At 69.8% G+C, this 16,531-nt stretch carries 15 protein-coding genes; 6 read left to right on the forward strand and 9 right to left on the reverse strand.

The annotated features are described in order from the left end of the window. Positions 1–4 precede the first annotated feature (4 nt). The 3 genes from glp to OVA17_RS02085 are packed head-to-tail and all read left to right on the forward strand — an operon-like array spanning position 5 to position 1,958. Positions 5–1,228 carry a gephyrin-like molybdotransferase Glp gene (glp, locus tag OVA17_RS02075; protein ID WP_267787846.1) on the forward strand — a complete coding sequence of 408 codons (1,224 nt, stop codon included), beginning with the start codon at positions 5–7 and terminating at the stop codon, positions 1,226–1,228. Further along, entirely contained in the window at positions 1,225–1,725 is a 501-nt protein-coding gene (gene moaC, locus OVA17_RS02080; protein WP_267787847.1) for a cyclic pyranopterin monophosphate synthase MoaC, read from the forward strand. The genes glp and moaC overlap by 4 nt, the downstream gene beginning before the upstream one ends. Then, positions 1,722–1,958 (forward strand): MoaD/ThiS family protein, encoded by a 237-nt coding sequence (locus OVA17_RS02085; RefSeq protein ID WP_267787848.1) that lies wholly within the window; start codon positions 1,722–1,724, stop codon positions 1,956–1,958. The genes moaC and OVA17_RS02085 overlap by 4 nt, the downstream gene beginning before the upstream one ends. A gap of 132 nt (positions 1,959–2,090) precedes the next feature. Here OVA17_RS02085 and OVA17_RS02090 read toward each other — a convergent pair whose 3' ends face one another. Genes OVA17_RS02090 through OVA17_RS02100 form a run of 3 tightly spaced genes read right to left on the reverse strand, consistent with a single transcriptional unit; the run spans position 2,091 to position 4,676 of the window. After that, positions 2,091–2,519: a molybdenum cofactor biosynthesis protein MoaE gene (locus OVA17_RS02090; protein ID WP_267787849.1), complete on the reverse strand. Its 429-nt coding sequence runs from the start codon at positions 2,517–2,519 to the stop codon at positions 2,091–2,093. After that, positions 2,516–2,998: a MogA/MoaB family molybdenum cofactor biosynthesis protein gene (locus tag OVA17_RS02095; protein WP_267787850.1), complete on the reverse strand. Its 483-nt coding sequence runs from the start codon at positions 2,996–2,998 to the stop codon at positions 2,516–2,518. The genes OVA17_RS02090 and OVA17_RS02095 overlap by 4 nt, the downstream gene beginning before the upstream one ends. Positions 2,999–3,008: 10 nt before the next feature. Then, positions 3,009–4,676 carry an SDR family oxidoreductase gene (locus OVA17_RS02100; protein WP_267787852.1) on the reverse strand — a complete coding sequence of 556 codons (1,668 nt, stop codon included), beginning with the start codon at positions 4,674–4,676 and terminating at the stop codon, positions 3,009–3,011. A 132-nt stretch (positions 4,677–4,808) separates the two neighbouring features. On the opposite strand from OVA17_RS02100, the gene OVA17_RS02105 reads away from it, so the two are divergent. Beyond that, entirely contained in the window at positions 4,809–6,290 is a 1,482-nt protein-coding gene (locus tag OVA17_RS02105; RefSeq protein WP_210073375.1) for an MFS transporter, read from the forward strand. A 71-nt stretch (positions 6,291–6,361) separates the two neighbouring features. On the opposite strand, the gene OVA17_RS02110 is transcribed toward OVA17_RS02105, so the two are convergent. The 3 genes from OVA17_RS02110 to OVA17_RS02120 form a co-directional block, all read right to left on the reverse strand. Beyond that, positions 6,362–8,338 carry a helicase HerA-like domain-containing protein gene (locus OVA17_RS02110; RefSeq protein ID WP_267787854.1) on the reverse strand — a complete coding sequence of 659 codons (1,977 nt, stop codon included), beginning with the start codon at positions 8,336–8,338 and terminating at the stop codon, positions 6,362–6,364. A 10-nt stretch (positions 8,339–8,348) separates the two neighbouring features. Beyond that, complete coding sequence (locus OVA17_RS02115; RefSeq protein WP_267787855.1) at positions 8,349–9,047, reverse strand: phosphatase PAP2 family protein; 699 nt, start codon at positions 9,045–9,047, stop codon at positions 8,349–8,351. 109 nt (positions 9,048–9,156) lie between these two features. Then, positions 9,157–10,494, reverse strand: a complete 1,338-nt coding sequence (locus tag OVA17_RS02120; RefSeq protein ID WP_210073369.1) for a multidrug effflux MFS transporter — start codon at positions 10,492–10,494, stop codon at positions 9,157–9,159. Positions 10,495–10,726: 232 nt separating this feature from the next. Between OVA17_RS02120 and OVA17_RS02125 the strand changes: the two genes are divergently transcribed. Beyond that, entirely contained in the window at positions 10,727–11,434 is a 708-nt protein-coding gene (locus tag OVA17_RS02125) for a DUF3105 domain-containing protein (protein WP_267787857.1), read from the forward strand. After that, positions 11,434–12,105: a DUF305 domain-containing protein gene (locus OVA17_RS02130; protein WP_267787859.1), complete on the forward strand. Its 672-nt coding sequence runs from the start codon at positions 11,434–11,436 to the stop codon at positions 12,103–12,105. The genes OVA17_RS02125 and OVA17_RS02130 overlap by 1 nt, the downstream gene beginning before the upstream one ends. Positions 12,106–12,692: 587 nt before the next feature. Here the strand turns inward: OVA17_RS02130 and OVA17_RS02135 are convergent. From OVA17_RS02135 to OVA17_RS02145, 3 genes are all read right to left on the reverse strand, one after another. Continuing rightward, positions 12,693–13,670 carry a carbohydrate ABC transporter permease gene (locus OVA17_RS02135; RefSeq protein ID WP_210073363.1) on the reverse strand — a complete coding sequence of 326 codons (978 nt, stop codon included), beginning with the start codon at positions 13,668–13,670 and terminating at the stop codon, positions 12,693–12,695. Continuing rightward, a complete protein-coding gene (locus tag OVA17_RS02140) occupies positions 13,667–15,019 on the reverse strand; it encodes a carbohydrate ABC transporter permease (protein WP_267787861.1) in 1,353 nt (450 codons plus the stop codon). Before OVA17_RS02140 ends, OVA17_RS02135 begins: the two co-directional genes overlap by 4 nt. Positions 15,020–15,149: 130 nt before the next feature. Next, positions 15,150–16,475: an ABC transporter substrate-binding protein gene (locus tag OVA17_RS02145; protein WP_210073361.1), complete on the reverse strand. Its 1,326-nt coding sequence runs from the start codon at positions 16,473–16,475 to the stop codon at positions 15,150–15,152. Between the last annotated feature and the right edge of the window lie 56 nt (positions 16,476–16,531).

The following is a 16,531-nucleotide window of genomic DNA, read 5'->3' on the forward strand; positions in this document are numbered from 1 at the left end:
CCCGATGACCCCGCTGCTCACCGTCGAGGAGCACCGCGCCCGCGTGCTCGCCGCCGTCTCGGCCCTGCCCGCCGAGACCGTCGTCCTCTCCGACGCGAGCGGTCGCACGCTCGCCGAGCCCGTGCGCGCCGCGCACGACCTCCCCGGTTTCGACAACTCGTCGATGGACGGCTTCGCGGTGCGCCTCGCCGACGTCGAGGGGGCGGATGCCGACCACCCGGTGTCGGTGAGAGTGGTCGCCGATCTGCCGGCCGGTTCCGACGACGACCCCGCCCTGGCACCCGGTGAGGCCGCACGCATCATGACGGGGGCCGCCGTCCCCGCCGACGCCGACGCGATCGTCCCGTTCGAAGACACCGCGGGGGGCCTCGCCGATTCACTCGGCGCGGTCGAGGTGCGGCGGGCTCCGGCCGCCGCGGGTGCATTCATCCGGCGCCGGGGCGGCGACACGCAGGCCGGAGCAGACGTGCTCTCCGCCGGCGAGCGCCTGGGATCCTTTGCTCTGGCGGCGGCGGCTGCCGCCGGCGTCGCCGAGGTCGTGGTGCGGCGCCGTCCTCGCGTGGCCGTGGTGTCGACCGGCAGCGAGCTGGTCGCTCCCGGCACGGCTCCGGGACGCGGTCAGACGCCCGATTCCAACGCGACGCTCCTCGCCGAGATGGTCGCGGCATCCGACGCCGACGTCGTGCTCGTCGACCGTGTCGGCGACGACCCCGCCGGTATCGACGCAGTGCTCTCGCGCGCCGTCGACGCCGACGTCGTCGTCTTCACGGGCGGTGTGAGCGCCGGGGCCTACGAGCCCGTCCGCCTCGCCCTCTCCGACCGCATCTCTTTCGACAAGGTCGCGATGCAGCCCGGCAAGCCGCAGGCCTTCGGCGCCCTCGACGACGGCCGCCTCGTCTTCGGTCTCCCCGGCAACCCCGTGAGTGTCGCGGTGTCGTTCGAGGTGTTCGTGCGCCCCGCGCTGCTGGCACTGCAGGGGCGCACGGTCATCGACCGACGCCTGGCCCGACTCACGGCATCCGAGAGCTGGACGACGCCCCCCGGCCGACGCCAGTACCTTCCGGCGGCGATCGACCTCGTCGAGGGCACCGTCCGCCCCGCCACCGCGGGCGGCTCCGGCTCGCACCTGGCCGCCTCCCTCGCCCGCGCCGAGGCCTTCGCGATCGTCCCCGCCGAGGTGTCCACCGTGTCGGTGGGCGACCCGCTCGATGTCATGCTGATTCCATGACCTTCACCCATCTGGATGCCGCGGGCCACGCCCGCATGGTCGACGTCACGCTCAAGCAGCCCACCGTCCGCACCGCGACCGCGCGCGGTTTCGTGCGCTGCGCGCCCGAGGTGGTCGCCGCCCTCCGCGACGGCACCGCCCCCAAGGGCGATGTGCTGGCCGTGGCGCGGATCTCCGGCATCCAGGCCGCGAAGTCCACTCCCGCCCTTCTCCCCCTCGCGCACGTCATCGGTGTGCACCGCGCCTCGGTGGATCTCGAGGTCACCGACGAAGGCGTCGAGATCGAGGCGACCGTCGGCACCGCCGACCGCACGGGCGTGGAGATGGAGGCGCTGACGAGCGTGTCGGTCGCCGCTCTCGCCGTCGTCGACATGGTGAAGGGCATGGACAAGGGCACCTTCATCGAGAACGTGCGCATCGTGTCGAAGACCGGCGGCAAGTCCGGCGACTGGCTGCGCCCGGGCGAAGACGCCACCGCCGAGGGAGAACCCGCGTGAGCGTGCGCGTGCGCTACTTCGCCGCGGCGGCGGAGGCGGCGGGAACCGATGCCGAGGATCGCACCGAACCGACCCTCGCCGCTCTGCGCACGGCCGTCGTCGCCGACCACCCCGCGCTCGGCGGCATCCTGGATCGCTGCGCCGTGCTCGTCGACGGCACGCGCCACGACGACGACGTCCCCCTCGACGGCGTCACGTACGTCGACGTGCTCCCGCCCTTCGCGGGCGGCTGAGCCCGGGGCGGCTGAGCCCGGGGCGCGCGCCGCCCACCGGATGCGGATCCGTGCATGGGATCCGGGCGCACCCTCGCTGCGGTCTCCGGATGCGCCCCGATCATCCGAATCCGTTGCGGGCGTGAGAAGCCGTCAGCCCCCGAGGCCCTTCCACTCCGTTGTGCCGTCGGCCTCGACCTGACGCTTCCACACGGGGAGCTCGGTCTTGATGGTCTCGATCACGGCGCGGCAGACCTCGAACGCCTCGGCGCGGTGACCGGATGCCACGGCGATCACGACCGCGGCCTCTCCGACGCCCAAACGGCCGACGCGGTGGCTGACGGCGACGATCGCATCGGTCCCCGCCGCCGCGGTCTCGGCGATGCGGTGCAGGGTCTGCTCGGCGTCAGGGTGCGCGCTGTATTCGAGCGCCACGACCGCGCCCGAGGCGTCGGGGTCGATGTCGCGCACGCGTCCGACGAAGGTCGTCACCGCCCCCGACGACGACTCCTCGACGGCGTCCAGGTGCTCGTCGAGGTCGAGCGGGGTCTCGGACAAGCGGGCGATGCGGACAGCGCTCATGCGTGGTCTCCTCCGGAGAGCTGGTCGAGGATGTGCGGGGCCAGCTCTGAGACGACGGCGATCCCGGATGCCACGGCCCTCGTCGACCCGGGAAGGTTGACGACGAGCGTGCCGGGGTCGACGATCCCCGCGAGCCCTCGAGAGATCACCGCCATGGGGGTGTCGGCGAGGCCCCGACGCCGCAGCTCCTCGGCAATGCCGGGCAGCTCGCGGTCGAGAACACGCGCGGTGCCCTCGGGTGTGCGGTCGGTGGGGGCGATCCCGGTGCCTCCGGTGGTGACGACGAGCCCCGCGCCGTCTGCGACGAGATCGCGCAGCGCCCGCTCGACGCTGTCGGCACCGTCGGGCACGACCACCGGGTCGGCGCAGACGAAGCCCGCCTCGCGCAACAGGGAGACGGCGAGCGGACCCCCGCGGTCCTCTCGCAGGCCCGCGGCCGAGCGATCGGAGACGGTCAGGACGCGGGCGACATGGGGCACGCCGATCAGCCTAAGCGCTGCGGCCGCCGGGGCGGCGGGCTGTCGCCCGACCCGAGGAGACGTCCTCGGACGAGGGCGCGGCGGTCGTCTCGACCTCGGCGATCTCGGGCGCGATACGGCCCGCCTTCGACTTCGGCTCGAGATCGTCGCGCTGCACGTGCTCGGCCGCGGCGGTGATGCGTCGGGCCATGCCGCTGAAGATCAGTCCGTGGAAAGGCAGCACCGCGAGCCAGTACAGACGGCCGGCGAGGCCCGTGGGAAAGAACAGCGCCCGCTGGTCGAAGCGCGCCCCCTCGCCGTCGGGCGTCGCCCGCAGCTCGAGCCACGCCCCGCCCGGCACCTTCATCTCGGCGCGCAGGCGCAGCAGATGGCCGGGCTCGATCGCCTCGACGCGCCAGAAGTCGAGGGCGTCGCCCACCGTCACCACCGACCGGCTCCGACGACCGCGGGCCAGGCCCACCCCGCCGACAAGTCGGTCCATCCACCCGCGGATCGCCCAGAGCACCGGCGAGGAGTACCAGCCGTTCTCTCCGCCGATCCCCTCGATCACCGACCACAGCTGCGCCGAACTCGCCTTCGTGGTCATCGAGCGCACGTCGGTGTAGACCAATCGTCCCGACCACTCGGGGTCGCTCGGCAGGGGGTCGCTCGGGGCGCCCGAGACCTCGGAGTCCTGCCAACTCGTCTCGATCGCGTCATCGTTCACGCGGCCCAGGGCCCGGCGCACGGCCTCGCGGTAGGGCAGCAGGCCGCCCTCGGGTCGCGGGACCAGATCGTCGATCGCGCGGTCCTTGACCACGCAGTCGTTCTGCAACGACTCCACGAGCGGCCGGGCGATGGCCCGGGGAATCGGGGTGACGAGGTTCACCCAGTGCGAGGCGAGGCGCGGGGTGAGCACCGGCAGCGGGGCGATCGCGCGCTGCGGCAGCCCGGCCTCCATCGCGTAGCCGTTCATCATCTGCCCGTAGCGCAGCACGTCGGGCCCGCCGATGTCGACGGCGCGGTTGACGTTCGGCGCCACACGCGCCGCCCCCAGCAGGTAGTGCAGCACGTCGCGCACGGCGATCGGCTGGATGTGGTTGCGCACCCATTTGGGCGCGGGCATGTACGGCAGCACATCGGTGAGGTGGCGAACCATCTCGAACGACGCCGAGCCCGAGCCGATCACGACCCCGGCCTGCAAGACCAGGGTGGGCACGCCGCTGTGCAGCAGGATCTCGCCCACTTCCACACGCGAGCGCAGGTGCGCCGACAGGGTGGCGTCATCGGGGTGCAGGCCGCCGAGGTAGACGATGCGCGAGACGGATGCCGCCGAGGCGGCGTCGGCGACGGTCTGGGCCGCCACGCGATCGGTCGCCTCGAAATCCCGGCCGCTGCCCATCGAGTGGATCAGGTAGTAGAGCACGTCGACGCCCTCGACCGCGGCGCGGACGGCATCGGCGTCGGTCGCGTCGCCGGTGGCGGTCTCGACGTCGTCACCCCACGGGAAGGCCTCGACCCGGCGCGCATCGCGCGCGAGGACGCGCACCCGGTAGCCGGCCGACAGCAGCCGCGGCACGAGCCTTCCCCCCAGGTAACCGGTGGCTCCGAGCACCAGCGCGCGCGGCGCCGATCCGTCGGGGCGGGGCTGGGCGATGAGCGCCGGTTCGCGACCGGTGGGGGCGGAGAGCTCGGGCATGCCCGTCACGGTACGCCGGACCCCCGACATCCTCGGGGGCTTGACGTGGCAGCACTCCCGCCTGGTTATCACACCGCCCGCACGCACCGGCCGGACTGGAAACGAAGGACGGATGCGGGTAACGGTAGAAGGATAAACGAGAAACCCCCCTCGACATCGGAAGCCCCCCGGCTCGAGGTCGACGACGTCATCGTCGTCGACAAGAAGCGCGTGCGCACCGCCATCGGCGGCACCGTCGTCGGCAACTTCATGGAGTGGTTCGACTTCGGCATCTACGGATACCTCGCCGTGACGCTCACCGCCGTCTTCGCCTCCGATCTGCCCGACCCGTGGGGTCTGCTGGTCACCCTCCTCGGATTCGCCATCTCCTTCCTCGTCCGCCCCTTCGGCGGCTTCGTCCTCGGCCCGCTCGGCGACCGCATCGGCCGACAGAAGGTGCTCTTCCTCACGATGGCGATGATGGCCACGGCCACCGCCCTCATCGGCATCCTGCCGACCTCCGCTCAGATCGGACTCTGGGCCATCGTCCCGCTGTACCTGCTGAAGATGGTCCAAGGCTTCTCCACCGGCGGCGAGTACGCCGGTGCGACCACCTACGTATCGGAGTTCTCCCCCGACAAGCGCCGCGGCTTCTGGTCGTCGTGGCTCGACGTGGGCTCCTACGTCGGCTTCGCCGCGGGCGCCGGCGCCGTGGCCATCACCACGGCGGTCGTCACGAGCGTCTCGGGCCCCGACGCGATGACCGAGTACGGCTGGCGCATCCCGTTCCTTCTCGCGGTGCCCCTCGGTATCGTCGCGATCTGGTTCCGGCTCAAGATCCCCGAGACCCCCTCGTTCGAGCAGACGCACGCGGCCGAGGCCCAGAACGAGATCGACAAGGACGATCCGATGTCGCGACAGGGTCTCACCGGCATCGTGCGCCATCACTGGAAGCCACTGCTCATCGCGATCGCCCTGGTCGCCGCGACCAACACCGCCGGTTACGCGCTCACCAGCTACATGCCGGTGTACCTCGAGAAGGAGGTCGGCATCTCGAACGTCGGGTCGGCGGTCGCCACCGTCCCCGTCCTGCTGCTGATGTCCGCCATGCTCCCGATCTTCGGACGGCTGAGCGACAAGGTCGGCCGCAAGCCCATCTACGTCCTCGCGGCCGGCTCCGCTCTCGTGCTGCTCGTGCCGGCCTTCCTCATCATGCAGATCGGCGAGCTGTGGGCCGTGATGATCGCCCTTGTCCTCGCGGCGGTACCCGTGGCGTTCTACGCGAGCATCGCGGCATCCACTCTTCCCGCGCTCTTTCCCACCGCCTCGCGCTTCGGGGCGATGGCGATCGCCTACAACGTGTCGGTCTCGCTGTTCGGCGGCACGACCCCGCTGTTCAGCCAGGCGCTGATCGACTGGACGGGCAACACCCTCATGCCGGCGTTCTACATCATGTTCTTCGCCGCCATGGGTCTGGTCGCCCTCATCGCGATGCCCGAGACGGCCAAGCGGCCGCTGCTCGGCTCGGTCCCCACGGTCGAGACTCCCGGCGAGGCGAAGGCCCTGGTGGCGCGCCAGGACGACGACCCGCTCATCGACACGTCCACCATGCCGCTCGAGCTGCACCGCCCCTAAGCCGCGACCACGACGTCGGGATCGGATGCCGGGTGACCGGCATCCGGTCCCGTCTCGTCGTCGATGGGGAGCTAGCGGCGCCGCCCGTTGCCGAACAGTCCGCGAATGACCCCGTTGACGATGCTCTTGGTCGCCCCGCGCCCGAGCAGGCCGTCCAGTCCGGCGGTCGGTGTGGCGGTGCGAGAGCGCGGAGCCGCGGTGCTCTTGAGGATCCGCTCGTACTCGCGCTGCGCCTTCTTCTGCGCTTCGGCGTTGGCCTTGTCGATCGCCGCTTTCTGCTTGGCGTACTCGGCGGCGTCCGCGGCCTCTCTCTTCGCCCGCTCCGCCGCGTCCTTCGCCTCGGCCGCCGCCTGCATGCGCGCACCGAGGATCTCGCGTGCCGACTCGCGATCGATCGGTGTTCCGTAGGCGGAGAAGAGGGGGGATGCCGACACCGCCGACGCCATCGCCTCGGCGGGGAGGGGCGACATCGACGCACGCGGCGCGAAGATCCGCGTCCACGCGACCGGGGTGGGCGCCCCGCGTTCGCTCATCACGGTGATGATCGCCTCGCCCGTCCCGAGCTCCTGAAGGACCCGCTCGAGGTCGTAACCCGAGTCGGGGTAGGTGCGCACAGAGGCTCGCAGGGCCGTGGCGTCGTCGGGAGTGAAAGCACGCAGAGCGTGCTGCACCCGCGAGCCGAGCTGCGCGAGCACGTCGCCGGGGACGTCCTTCGGCGTCTGAGTGACGAAGAAGACGCCGACGCCCTTCGAGCGGATCAGCCGCACGGTCTGGGTGATCGCCTCGAGAAACGCCTTCGACGCGTCCCGGAACAGCAGGTGCGCCTCGTCGAAGAAGAACACGAGCTTGGGCTTGTCGAGATCGCCCACCTCGGGGAGGGCCTCGTACAGCTCCGCGAGCAGGTACATGAGGAACGTCGAGTACAGCTGGGGCCGTGCCGCGACGTTGGGCACCTCGAGCAAGCTCACGATGCCCGCGCCCGCAGCATCCGTCCTCAAGAACACCGAGACGTCGAGCTCGGGCTCGCCGAAGAAGGTGTCGGCGCCGACGGCGGTGAAAGCCACCAGCTCCCGGAGGATGACGCCCGCCGTCGCGGCCGAGAGCCCGCCGATGCCCTTCAGCTCCGGCTTGCCCTCTTCGCTCGTGAGGTAGGTCAGCACCGTGCGCAGGTCGGACAGGTCGACGAGCGCCAGTCCCTTCTCGTCGGCGTAGTGGAAGACGAGGCCGAGGCTCGACTCCTGGGTCGGGTTGAGACCGAGCACACGGCTGAGCAGCAGGGGGCCGAAACCCGACACCGTCGCTCGCACCGGAATGCCCGACCCCACGTCGTCGCCGAGGGCGAAGAACTCCGTCGGGAACGATCGCGCCGACCAGGCCTGGCCGAGAGCGGCGGTGCGCGCGAGGAGCTTCTCGCTCGAGACGCCCTCGGCGGCCAAGCCCGACAGATCGCCCTTGATGTCGGCGGCGAACACCGGCACGCCGTTCTCGGACAGCTGCTCCGCGAGCAGCTGCAGCGTGCGTGTCTTACCCGTTCCCGTCGCGCCGGCCACGAGACCGTGGCGGTTCGTCATCGCGAGGGGAATACGTACGGGTACGGATGCCACCGGTCCACCGTTCACGAGCACGCCCAGGTCGAGGGTTGCGCCGGTGGCGGCGTATCCGGCGGCGATCTCGGCGATCTGCGCGGCGGAGAGGGGGCCGTCGACGGACGAGACGGGGGCCGGGGCCGGGGCCGGGGGCGAGGCCGGGGCCGGGGCCGGGGCCGTGTCGGGGGGCGTCGACGTCGCGGCAGTGTCGGTCGACGCGGGGGGCGTCGCCGACCGCTCCTCCGGCGGCACGACCGACGCGGAGCCGGGCGCTGCCGCACCCGCCGCCCGAGCACGCGCCGCCGCAGCGGCCGCCTCCGCCGCGGCGAGGTCGGCGCGAGCGCGCGCCAGCCGGAGCTCGGCTTCGGCCGCGTCGGCCTCGGCGCGCAGACGCGCGACCTCGGCATCGGCCGCCGATCGATCTTCGACGGAAACGGAGGGCGCGTCGCCGGGCTCGCTCATGCGCGACAGCCTACGACTCGACCGATGCCCTGGCATCCGATTCGCGTGTCTTGCGAATCGCCAGTCGGTCTTCGTCGCGGGCGCGCAGACGCGAGAACGCCGCCGCCAGGACGAGGGCGGCACCGGCGCCGATGAGCGCTCCACCCGCGGTGTCCGAGAGCCAGTGCGCGTGCAGGTACGTGCGGCTGAACGCCATCAGCACCACCCACGCCACCCCCACAATCCGTACCCAGAACGCGGGAAAGAGCACGGCGGCGACGACCGCGATGGTCGCCGCGTTGGCCGTGTGCCCCGAGGGGAACGATCCGTAATCGCTGATGATGAGGATGTCTTCCGGTCGCGCGCGGCCGAACGTGTGCTTGACGACCTGCACGAGCAGAGCGCTGCCCACCGAGGCGGTCAGGAAGTACAGCGCCGACCATCGCCTACGCGAGAGGAAGAGTGCCAGAGCACCCAGGACCGGCACGATCACGACGGCGGTGAGATGACCCCCGACCGTGTCCATCACGATCGAGAAGATCAGCAGCGGCTGGGACGGCGACGACGCGAAGAGCTGGTTCCACCACACGTCGAGCGCGAACGGACTCGGTCCGCGGAAGAACACCCATGCGCCGAGCGCGCACGCGAGGGCGATGCACACCACGCCCACCGTCGCACGGAATCGCTGCGGGCGCGTGTTCAGCACGTCGTCGATCGCGGAGGCATCCATCGCCTCATGATGCCGCCTCGGCGGCGACGGGGGAATGGGTCGGTCCCGGGAGCGAACCCCCGGGACCGACCTGGTAATGTGCGCGCCGCCGACCGGCTGGCGAGGCTGGTCAGGGCGCGAGGCGCTCCACCGTGCGCGGACGCACGAGCAGCCACAGCGACAGCACGCCGATGACCGCGCAGCCGAGCATGACCGAGGCCATGGTCGTCGCGGTGATTCCCGAACCGGTGGCGAGCAGACCGACCAGCGGCGAGATGATCCCGGCCACGCCGAAGTTCGCCGCACCGATGATCGACTGCGCGGTTCCCGCGGCCTTGCCGTGGCGGTCGAGGGCGAGCACCTGGGCGCACGGGAACGTGAATCCGCACGCGGTCATGAAGAAGAACAGCGGCACGATCGTGCCCCACAGTCCGAGGCCCAGCTGGTCGGTCAGCACGATGGCACCGCCCGCAAGCACGAGCACCGCTGTCGAGACGGCCAGCACCCACTGCGGCCCGAACCGGGCGGCGAGGCGCGAGGCCACCTGCACGCCGACGACGACGCCGATGGAGTTCGCGGCGAACAGCACGCCGTAACCCTGCGCGCTGAACTGGTAGGTCACCTGGAAGAGGAACGAGGATGCCGACAGGTACGAGAACAGCCCGCTGAAGGTCATCGCACCGATGATGAGCACCCCGATGAAGACGCGGTCGCGGAACACGCTCGCGTAGCGCTGCCAGACGGTCGTGGCACCGGGTCCGCCGCGGCGAGCCGGCGGAAGGGTCTCAGGTACGAACAGGATCGCCGAGACGAGCATGACGGCGCCGTAGACGGCGAGGACGACGAAGATGCCGCGCCAGTTCATCACCAGCAGCAGAGCGGAGCCGGCGAGGGGCGCCAGCACGGGCGCGACGCCCGAGACCATGGCCATGCGCGAGAGCATCACGACGAGCCGGCGACCGCCGAACAGGTCGCGGATGATGGCCGCGGCCACGACACCGCCTGCGGCGGCACCCGCACCCATGAGCACGCGCGCGATCGAGAGGGTCTCGAGCGTCGGCGCCGAGGCGGCGAAGATGCTCGCGGCCACATGCAGAGCGGTGACCGAGAGCAGGGGAAGGCGACGGCCGACCTTGTCGCTGAGCGGGCCCACGATGAGCTGGCCCAGCGCGAAGCCGATCATGGTGCCGGTGAGCGTGAGCTGGATCGCCGCCGCGGTCGTCTGGAAGTCGGCCTCAAGCACGGGGAACGCCGGCAGGTAGAGGTCGATCGTGAACGGGCCGAGGGCTGTGAGCGCGCCGAGCACCAGGATGTACAGCAGGCGGCGGGAGGCGGGGATGGCGTCGCCCGGGTGGAGCACGATCGGGGCGGTGGCGGGGTTCTTGCCGATCGCGCGGATGGCGCCGGTGTTCGTCTGCGGCGAGCGGGGCGACGAGGGGATGACGGGGTGGGAGGCAGTATCGAGCACGCGTTTGATTTCGTTTCGCAACACGGACAGCCCGATGGAATCGGGCTGAGAAAAGAGGGGGGATCGTCGAACCTCGAATCGATTCGACATCGTCATACTACCGTGACCACCCGCACGCCACCATCCCGAGCTCGCGGGTTCCTCCCAGGCCATCGGCCCATTCACCCGCATAGGCTGGGGACGTCGGCGGCTGCCGATGTGTCCCGCCCCGAAGAGAGACAGAACACAGCGCATGACCTCCCCCTCCGACAAGCGAGCCAGCGGCAACCCCGCCAAGCAGGCCCAGATCGACCTCACCGTCAAGCAGCAGCGTGAGCAGAAGCGTCAAGAGAAGCTGGCCGAGTACCAGAAGCAGGTCGCGAAGCGTAAGCGCGGCAAGCTCGTGTGGTGGGTCGTGGGTTCCACGGCCGCCGTCGCGGTGATCGGCCTTGTCGTGGCATCCTTCGCCTTCGCCCCCGCTCCCCCCACCAGCTACCAGGCGGGCAACAGCACCGGCCGCGAGATCAGCGGTGTGCAGACGTTCGAGAACCGCTCCGATCACGTGCAAGGTGCCGTGACCTACGAGCAGAACCCGCCCGCCGGTGGCCCGCACAACCCGATCTGGCTCAACTGCGGCATCTACACCGAGCCGCAGCAGAACGAGAACGCGGTGCACTCGATGGAGCACGGCGCCGTGTGGATCACCTACGACCCGGAGCGTGTCGACCAGGCCGGCATCGACGCCCTCAAGGCCGTCATGCCCTCGAGCTACGCCCTTCTCTCGCCCTACCCCGGCATGGACACCCCGGTCGCGGTCAGCGCGTGGAACCACCAGCTGAAGCTCGATGACCCGGCCGACCCGCGCATCGCAGAGTTCTTCACCGAGTTCTGGCGCAGCCAGAACGCCCCCGAGCCGAACGCCGCGTGCTCGGGAGCCATCGACGGTCCGGGCAAGGCCTGATGACCGACGACGCCCCGGTCGCTCGCCCCGCGCTCCGCTGGGTCGTCGTCGCCCTCGTCGCCGTCGCCGTGATCGCCGTCGCCTTCGCGGTCGGCCGCTTCACCGCGTTCGGCGCGACGGCAGCGCCCGCGCACCCGGGCGAGAACTCGGCGGAGGCCGGTTTCGCGCGCGACATGCAGGTGCACCACACGCAGGCCGTGCTCATGGCGATGGAGATCTACCGCAAGACCGACGACGACGAGCTGCGCACCCTCTCGTACGACATCGCCACCGCCCAGTCGGGTCAGCGCGGCGAGATGTACGGGTGGCTGGTGCAGTGGGGCCTGCCCCAGTCTTCGAGTCAGCCGCTGATGACGTGGATGGAGAAGTCGGGCGAACACAGCCACGGCGACACCGCCGCGCTCACGCAGGAGCAGTTGCTCGCCGAGATGGGCATGGCCACCGACGCCCAGCTCGACGAGCTGCGCAGCGACGAGGGGCGCCCGGCGGACTGTCTGTTCCTCGACCTGATGATCCGCCACCACGAGGGAGCGATCCCCATGGCGCAGGCCGTCATCGAGCTCGGCACCGATGCCCGCGTCAAGGAGGTCGCCGGTGCGATCGTGACAGGCCAGTCGGCCGAGCTCGACGCGATGCGCGACATCCAGTCGCGTCTCGCGTGCAGCGCCTGACCCCCGCAGCCCCTCGCCCACGTCCGCCCGCCGCACGGCATCCGCTCCCGCCCCTCACGCAGAAACGCGCTCGGCACGCAGAAACGCGCTCTCCTCGCGTTTCCGCGCGCGGATCGCGTTTATGCGTACGGAAGCGCGTTCATCCACCCCCGCGGTCGCCGTTCCCCCTCCGCGGTCGCGCGCCGGCCCGCCCGCCACGCCCCTCGCCCACGGCCGTCCGCCGCGCGGCATACGCCCCCCACCCCTCACGCAGAAACGCGATCTGCACGCAGAAACGCGCGCTCCTCGCGTTTCCGCGTGTGGATCGCGTTTATGCGTACGGAAGTGCGTTCATCCGCCCCCGCGGTCGCCGTGCCCCCTCCGCGGTCGCGCGCCGGCCCGCCCGCCACGCCCCTCGCCCACGCCCGTCCGCCGCACGGCATCCGCCCCCGCCGCCACGCAGAAACGCGCTTTGCACGCAGAAACGCGCTCTCCTCGCGTTTCCACGTGTGGATCGCGTTTATGCGTGGGTACCGGCGCGCGGGCCGGGGAACGACGAAGGGGCGCGACACCCCTCCGGATGCCGCGCCCCCTCGGTCGAGACGGGCTCAGCCCTTCGTGGCTCCGGCCAGCAGACCGCGCACGAAGAAGCGCTGCAGCAGGAAGAACACGATGAGCGGAACCAGGATCGAGATGAACGTTCCCGCGGACTGCAGGAACCACTGGTCGCCCCAGGTCCCCGACAACGAGTTCAACGATTGGGTCAGCGGCAACGAGGACGACGGTGCGAAGATCGTCGCCACGAGCAGGTCGTTCCACACCCAGATGAACTCGAGCACCGCGAACGAGGCGAGAGCGGGAGCGGCCAGCGGCAGGATCAGTCGGAAGAAGATCTGCCCGTGGCCGGCACCGTCCACGCGCGCCGCCTCGATGACCTCGGCGGGGATCTCGGCGATGAAGTTGTGCAGCAGGAAGATCGCCAGCGGCATCGCGAAGATCACGTGCGCGATCCACACGGTCGCGAAGCTGTGCTCCACGCCACGCAGGTCGAAGCCCGGGAAGATCGTGACCTCGTTGATGGTCAGTCCGCGCGAGAACAGGCTGAGCAGCGGCACGAGGGCCATCTGCAGCGGCACGATCTGCAGCGCGAAGATGAAGATGAAGAAGAAGTTGCGTCCCTTGAAGTCGATCCACGCGAACGCATAGGCGATGAGCGAGGCGACGGCGAGGGCGAACAGCACCACCGGGATGGTGATCGCGAGCGAGTTGAGGAAGGACTGCGCCAACGTCAACGCGGTCCCGCCCGAGGTCAGCGCGAGGCGGTAGTTCTCCAGCGTGAACGACGGGTCGGTGAACACCGTCCACCACCCGGACGACTGGGTGTCGGAACCCGGTCGGAACGAGGTGATGAACAGACCGAACGTCGGAATCGTCCAGAAGAAGGCGATCACGATGGCCGCGATCGTGGCGCCCTTCGACGTCAGGCGCTTGCGCGCCATGGCCTCGTGCTTACGCGTGTCGCGAGCGACCTGGCGTGCGGAGCGTGTGTCGGTGGTGGGTTCGATCACCACGGTCGAGGTGGTCATCGCACTTCCCTCTGCTTCCGGATCTGGCGGACGTTGAAGATGATCAGCGGCAGCACGAAGATGAACAGCACCACGGCCAACGCCGCGGAGTGCCCGTAGCTCTGGAAACGCTGCTGCTGGTTGACCATCTCGAAGGCGAGCACCGTCGAGTCGTTTCGTCCGCCCGTCATGACGGCGACGATGTCGTAGATCTTCAGCGCGCCGATGGCGATCGTGGTGAGCACCACGATCAGCGAGGAGCGGATGCCGGGAACGGTGACGTTGATGAAACGCTCCCAGGCGCTGGCTCCGTCGAGTTCGGCCGCCTCGTTCTGCTCCGGCGGCACGGCCTTGATGGCAGCCGACAGGATGACCATCGCCAGCCCCGTCTGGCTCCAGATGAAGACGACGACGAGCAACAGCGTGTTGATCAACGGCGACGCCGCGAGCCACGAGACCGGTTGCCCGCCGAAGGCCGTGACCACCGCGTTCAGCACACCGATCTGGTCGCCCTGACGGAAGTCGTAGACGAACTTCCAGATGATGCCGGCGCCGACGAACGAGATCGCGAACGGCATGAAGATGAGCACCTTCAGGTACTTCTCCCCCGCCGCGCGGTCGATGAAGACGGCGTACGCCAGACCGATGGCCGTGGCGATGGTCGGGGCCAGGAGCACCCAGATGAGCGTGTTAATCACCGACCAGAACCCCTCGGGGTTCGTGAAGGTCCAGATGTAGTTCTCGAGACCGACGAAGTTGTCACCGGTCTTGTCGAAGAACGACTGGAAGAGGGTGGTGATGGCCGGGTAGACGAGGCCGATCAGCAGGAGGATCGATGCGGGGGCCGCGAAGAGGATCAGCTGGAAGAGGTATCCCGCACCCTGGCGTGAGCGGTAGTCGGCGTAGAACAGGACCGCGCCGAGCAGGATCGCGATACCGAGGACGTAGACGACGGCGTTCTGGTACGGGCGCAGCAGCATGAAGGCCAGCACCGGGATGCCGAAGCACGCGATGAGCCGCAGCCAGAAGTAGCCCTTGCCGGAGCGCGGCGCGTACTCGATGAGGAGCAGCAGCAGTCCCACCACGGCACCGAAAGCGACGACGACGAGCGGGATCTGGACGAGGGGGCTGAGTCCGCCGAGCCAGATGAAGAAGCTGTTCAGGCTGAAGCCCAGGGTGGTCGGCTTGGTCTCGGCGGGTGCCCGCGTGACCATGAAGAGGAAGAGCGCCACCGCCAGGATGAGCCCTACGAGGACCACGAGCAGCGTGGTCCGATTGCGTGCGCCGGAGCCGCGCGTGCGACGCTCGGCTCGTCCGCCCGGCGGAGGTGACGCCGTCGGCGCCTTCTCCGCGTTCTTGATATCGGTCATGACGTCCCTCCCGAACACGCCTTCGTGCTCATCAATGAGTGCCCGTGTGGTGCGTGCGGGCGGAATAGAAGTATGGACCCCGGATGGGCCACCCGCGTGGCGGGCGGCCCATCGGTGGTGCGGTAGTGCGTTAGTTGTTGTAACCGGTCTGGATGTCGCTCAGCACCTGGTCCGTCGGCGTACCGTCGATCCAGCTGACCATGCCCTTCCAGAACGAGCCCGAACCGACGGTGGCCGGCATGAGGTCCGACGCGTCGAAACGCAGCGTGGTGCTCGGGTCCTGCACGACCTTCATGGCCTCCTGCAGGAACTCGCTCGAAGCGAGCGAGGGGTCAGCGCCCTTGTTGGCCGAGATCACGCCGCCGAGCTTGACGCGGGCGTTGGCGAAATCGGGCGTCGACATGAACTCGGCGACCTTCTGGACGTTCGCGTCGTCGGAGAAGGTCGTGACGAACTCGCCGCCGCCCTCGACCGCGAGGTTGCCCTCGGTCACGCCGGGGAGCAGGAACGCGTAGACGTCACCGTCGGGAGCGACCGTCGGCGTCTGGCCGGCAGCGTTCTTGACCGTGAGGAAGTTCGACGACAGGAACGAGGCCTGGTGCGTCATCGGGCAGCTGCCGTCGGCGACCTTGGCGGCCACGTCGGCGAAGGCGACCGAGTTGATGCTCTTGACGTCACCGAAGCCGGCGTTGACGTACGACGGGTTCAGGAGGATCTTGCCGGTGGCCTCGAAGGCCTCCTTGATCGGGGCGTCGGTGAACTTGACCTCGTTCGCGACCCACTTGTCGTAGACGTCGGCGCCGGACTGGCGAAGGACCATGTCCTCGATCCAGTCGGTTCCGGGCCACCCCGACGCATCGCCCGAGGCGAAGCCTGCGCACCAGGGGGCCGCGCCCGTCTTCTGCTGGATCGTCGCCGTGAGGGTCATGAGCTCGTCGAGGGTCTTGGGGACCTCGACGCCCCACTCCTTGAACTTCGCCGGCGAGTACCAGACGTAGCCCTTGAGGTTGGCGAGCATCGGGGCGGCGTAGAAGGTGCCGTCCTCGCTGCCGTAGGACTTCCAGTCCTCGCCCCAGTACTGGTCGACGTTCGACGACACGGTGTCGGACGCCTTCTTCACGTCGCCCGTGCCGATGAGGGTCTTGAGCAGACCCGGCTGGGGAACGATCGCGATGTCGGGGGCGTCGCCACCGGTCACCTTGGTGACGATGTTTCCCTCGAAGCTCTTGTCGCCGGTGTAGACGACCTTGATGCCGGTGTCCTTGGTGAACTGGTCGAACGACTGGTTCAGCAGGTCGGCCTCGCTACCGGTGATGCCACCGGAGATGCGGACGGTCGTTTCTCCCGAAGCTCCGGAGCCGCCGCTGTCGCCCTCCGCGCATCCAGCGAGAGCGATCGCACCGACCGCCAACAGTCCGACGGGCGCAAGCAGCCGATACCGCTGTGACATACCCATGTGGTCTCTCCTCTTTGAGTGTCTTGGTGCACCGGGTCCCGTCGGGAACCGATTCC

This window comes from Microbacterium sp. SL75, assembly GCF_026625865.1.
Lineage (GTDB): Bacteria > Actinomycetota > Actinomycetes > Actinomycetales > Microbacteriaceae > Microbacterium.

Bases quoted from the DNA above. Each gene is read 5' to 3' on its own strand.
- glp (WP_267787846.1), top strand. From the start codon at position 5: ATGACCCCGCTGCTCACCGTCGAGGAGCACCGCGCCCGCGTGCTCGCC.
- moaC (WP_267787847.1), top strand. From the start codon at position 1,225: ATGACCTTCACCCATCTGGATGCCGCGGGCCACGCCCGCATGGTCGAC.
- OVA17_RS02090 (WP_267787849.1), bottom strand. From the start codon at position 2,519: ATGAGCGCTGTCCGCATCGCCCGCTTGTCCGAGACCCCGCTCGACCTC.
- OVA17_RS02100 (WP_267787852.1), bottom strand. From the start codon at position 4,676: ATGCCCGAGCTCTCCGCCCCCACCGGTCGCGAACCGGCGCTCATCGCC.
- OVA17_RS02110 (WP_267787854.1), bottom strand. From the start codon at position 8,338: ATGAGCGAGCCCGGCGACGCGCCCTCCGTTTCCGTCGAAGATCGATCG.
- OVA17_RS02115 (WP_267787855.1), bottom strand. From the start codon at position 9,047: ATGGATGCCTCCGCGATCGACGACGTGCTGAACACGCGCCCGCAGCGA.
- OVA17_RS02125 (WP_267787857.1), top strand. From the start codon at position 10,727: ATGACCTCCCCCTCCGACAAGCGAGCCAGCGGCAACCCCGCCAAGCAG.
- OVA17_RS02130 (WP_267787859.1), top strand. From the start codon at position 11,434: ATGACCGACGACGCCCCGGTCGCTCGCCCCGCGCTCCGCTGGGTCGTC.
- OVA17_RS02135 (WP_210073363.1), bottom strand. From the start codon at position 13,670: ATGACCACCTCGACCGTGGTGATCGAACCCACCACCGACACACGCTCC.
- OVA17_RS02140 (WP_267787861.1), bottom strand. From the start codon at position 15,019: ATGACCGATATCAAGAACGCGGAGAAGGCGCCGACGGCGTCACCTCCG.
- OVA17_RS02145 (WP_210073361.1), bottom strand. From the start codon at position 16,475: ATGGGTATGTCACAGCGGTATCGGCTGCTTGCGCCCGTCGGACTGTTG.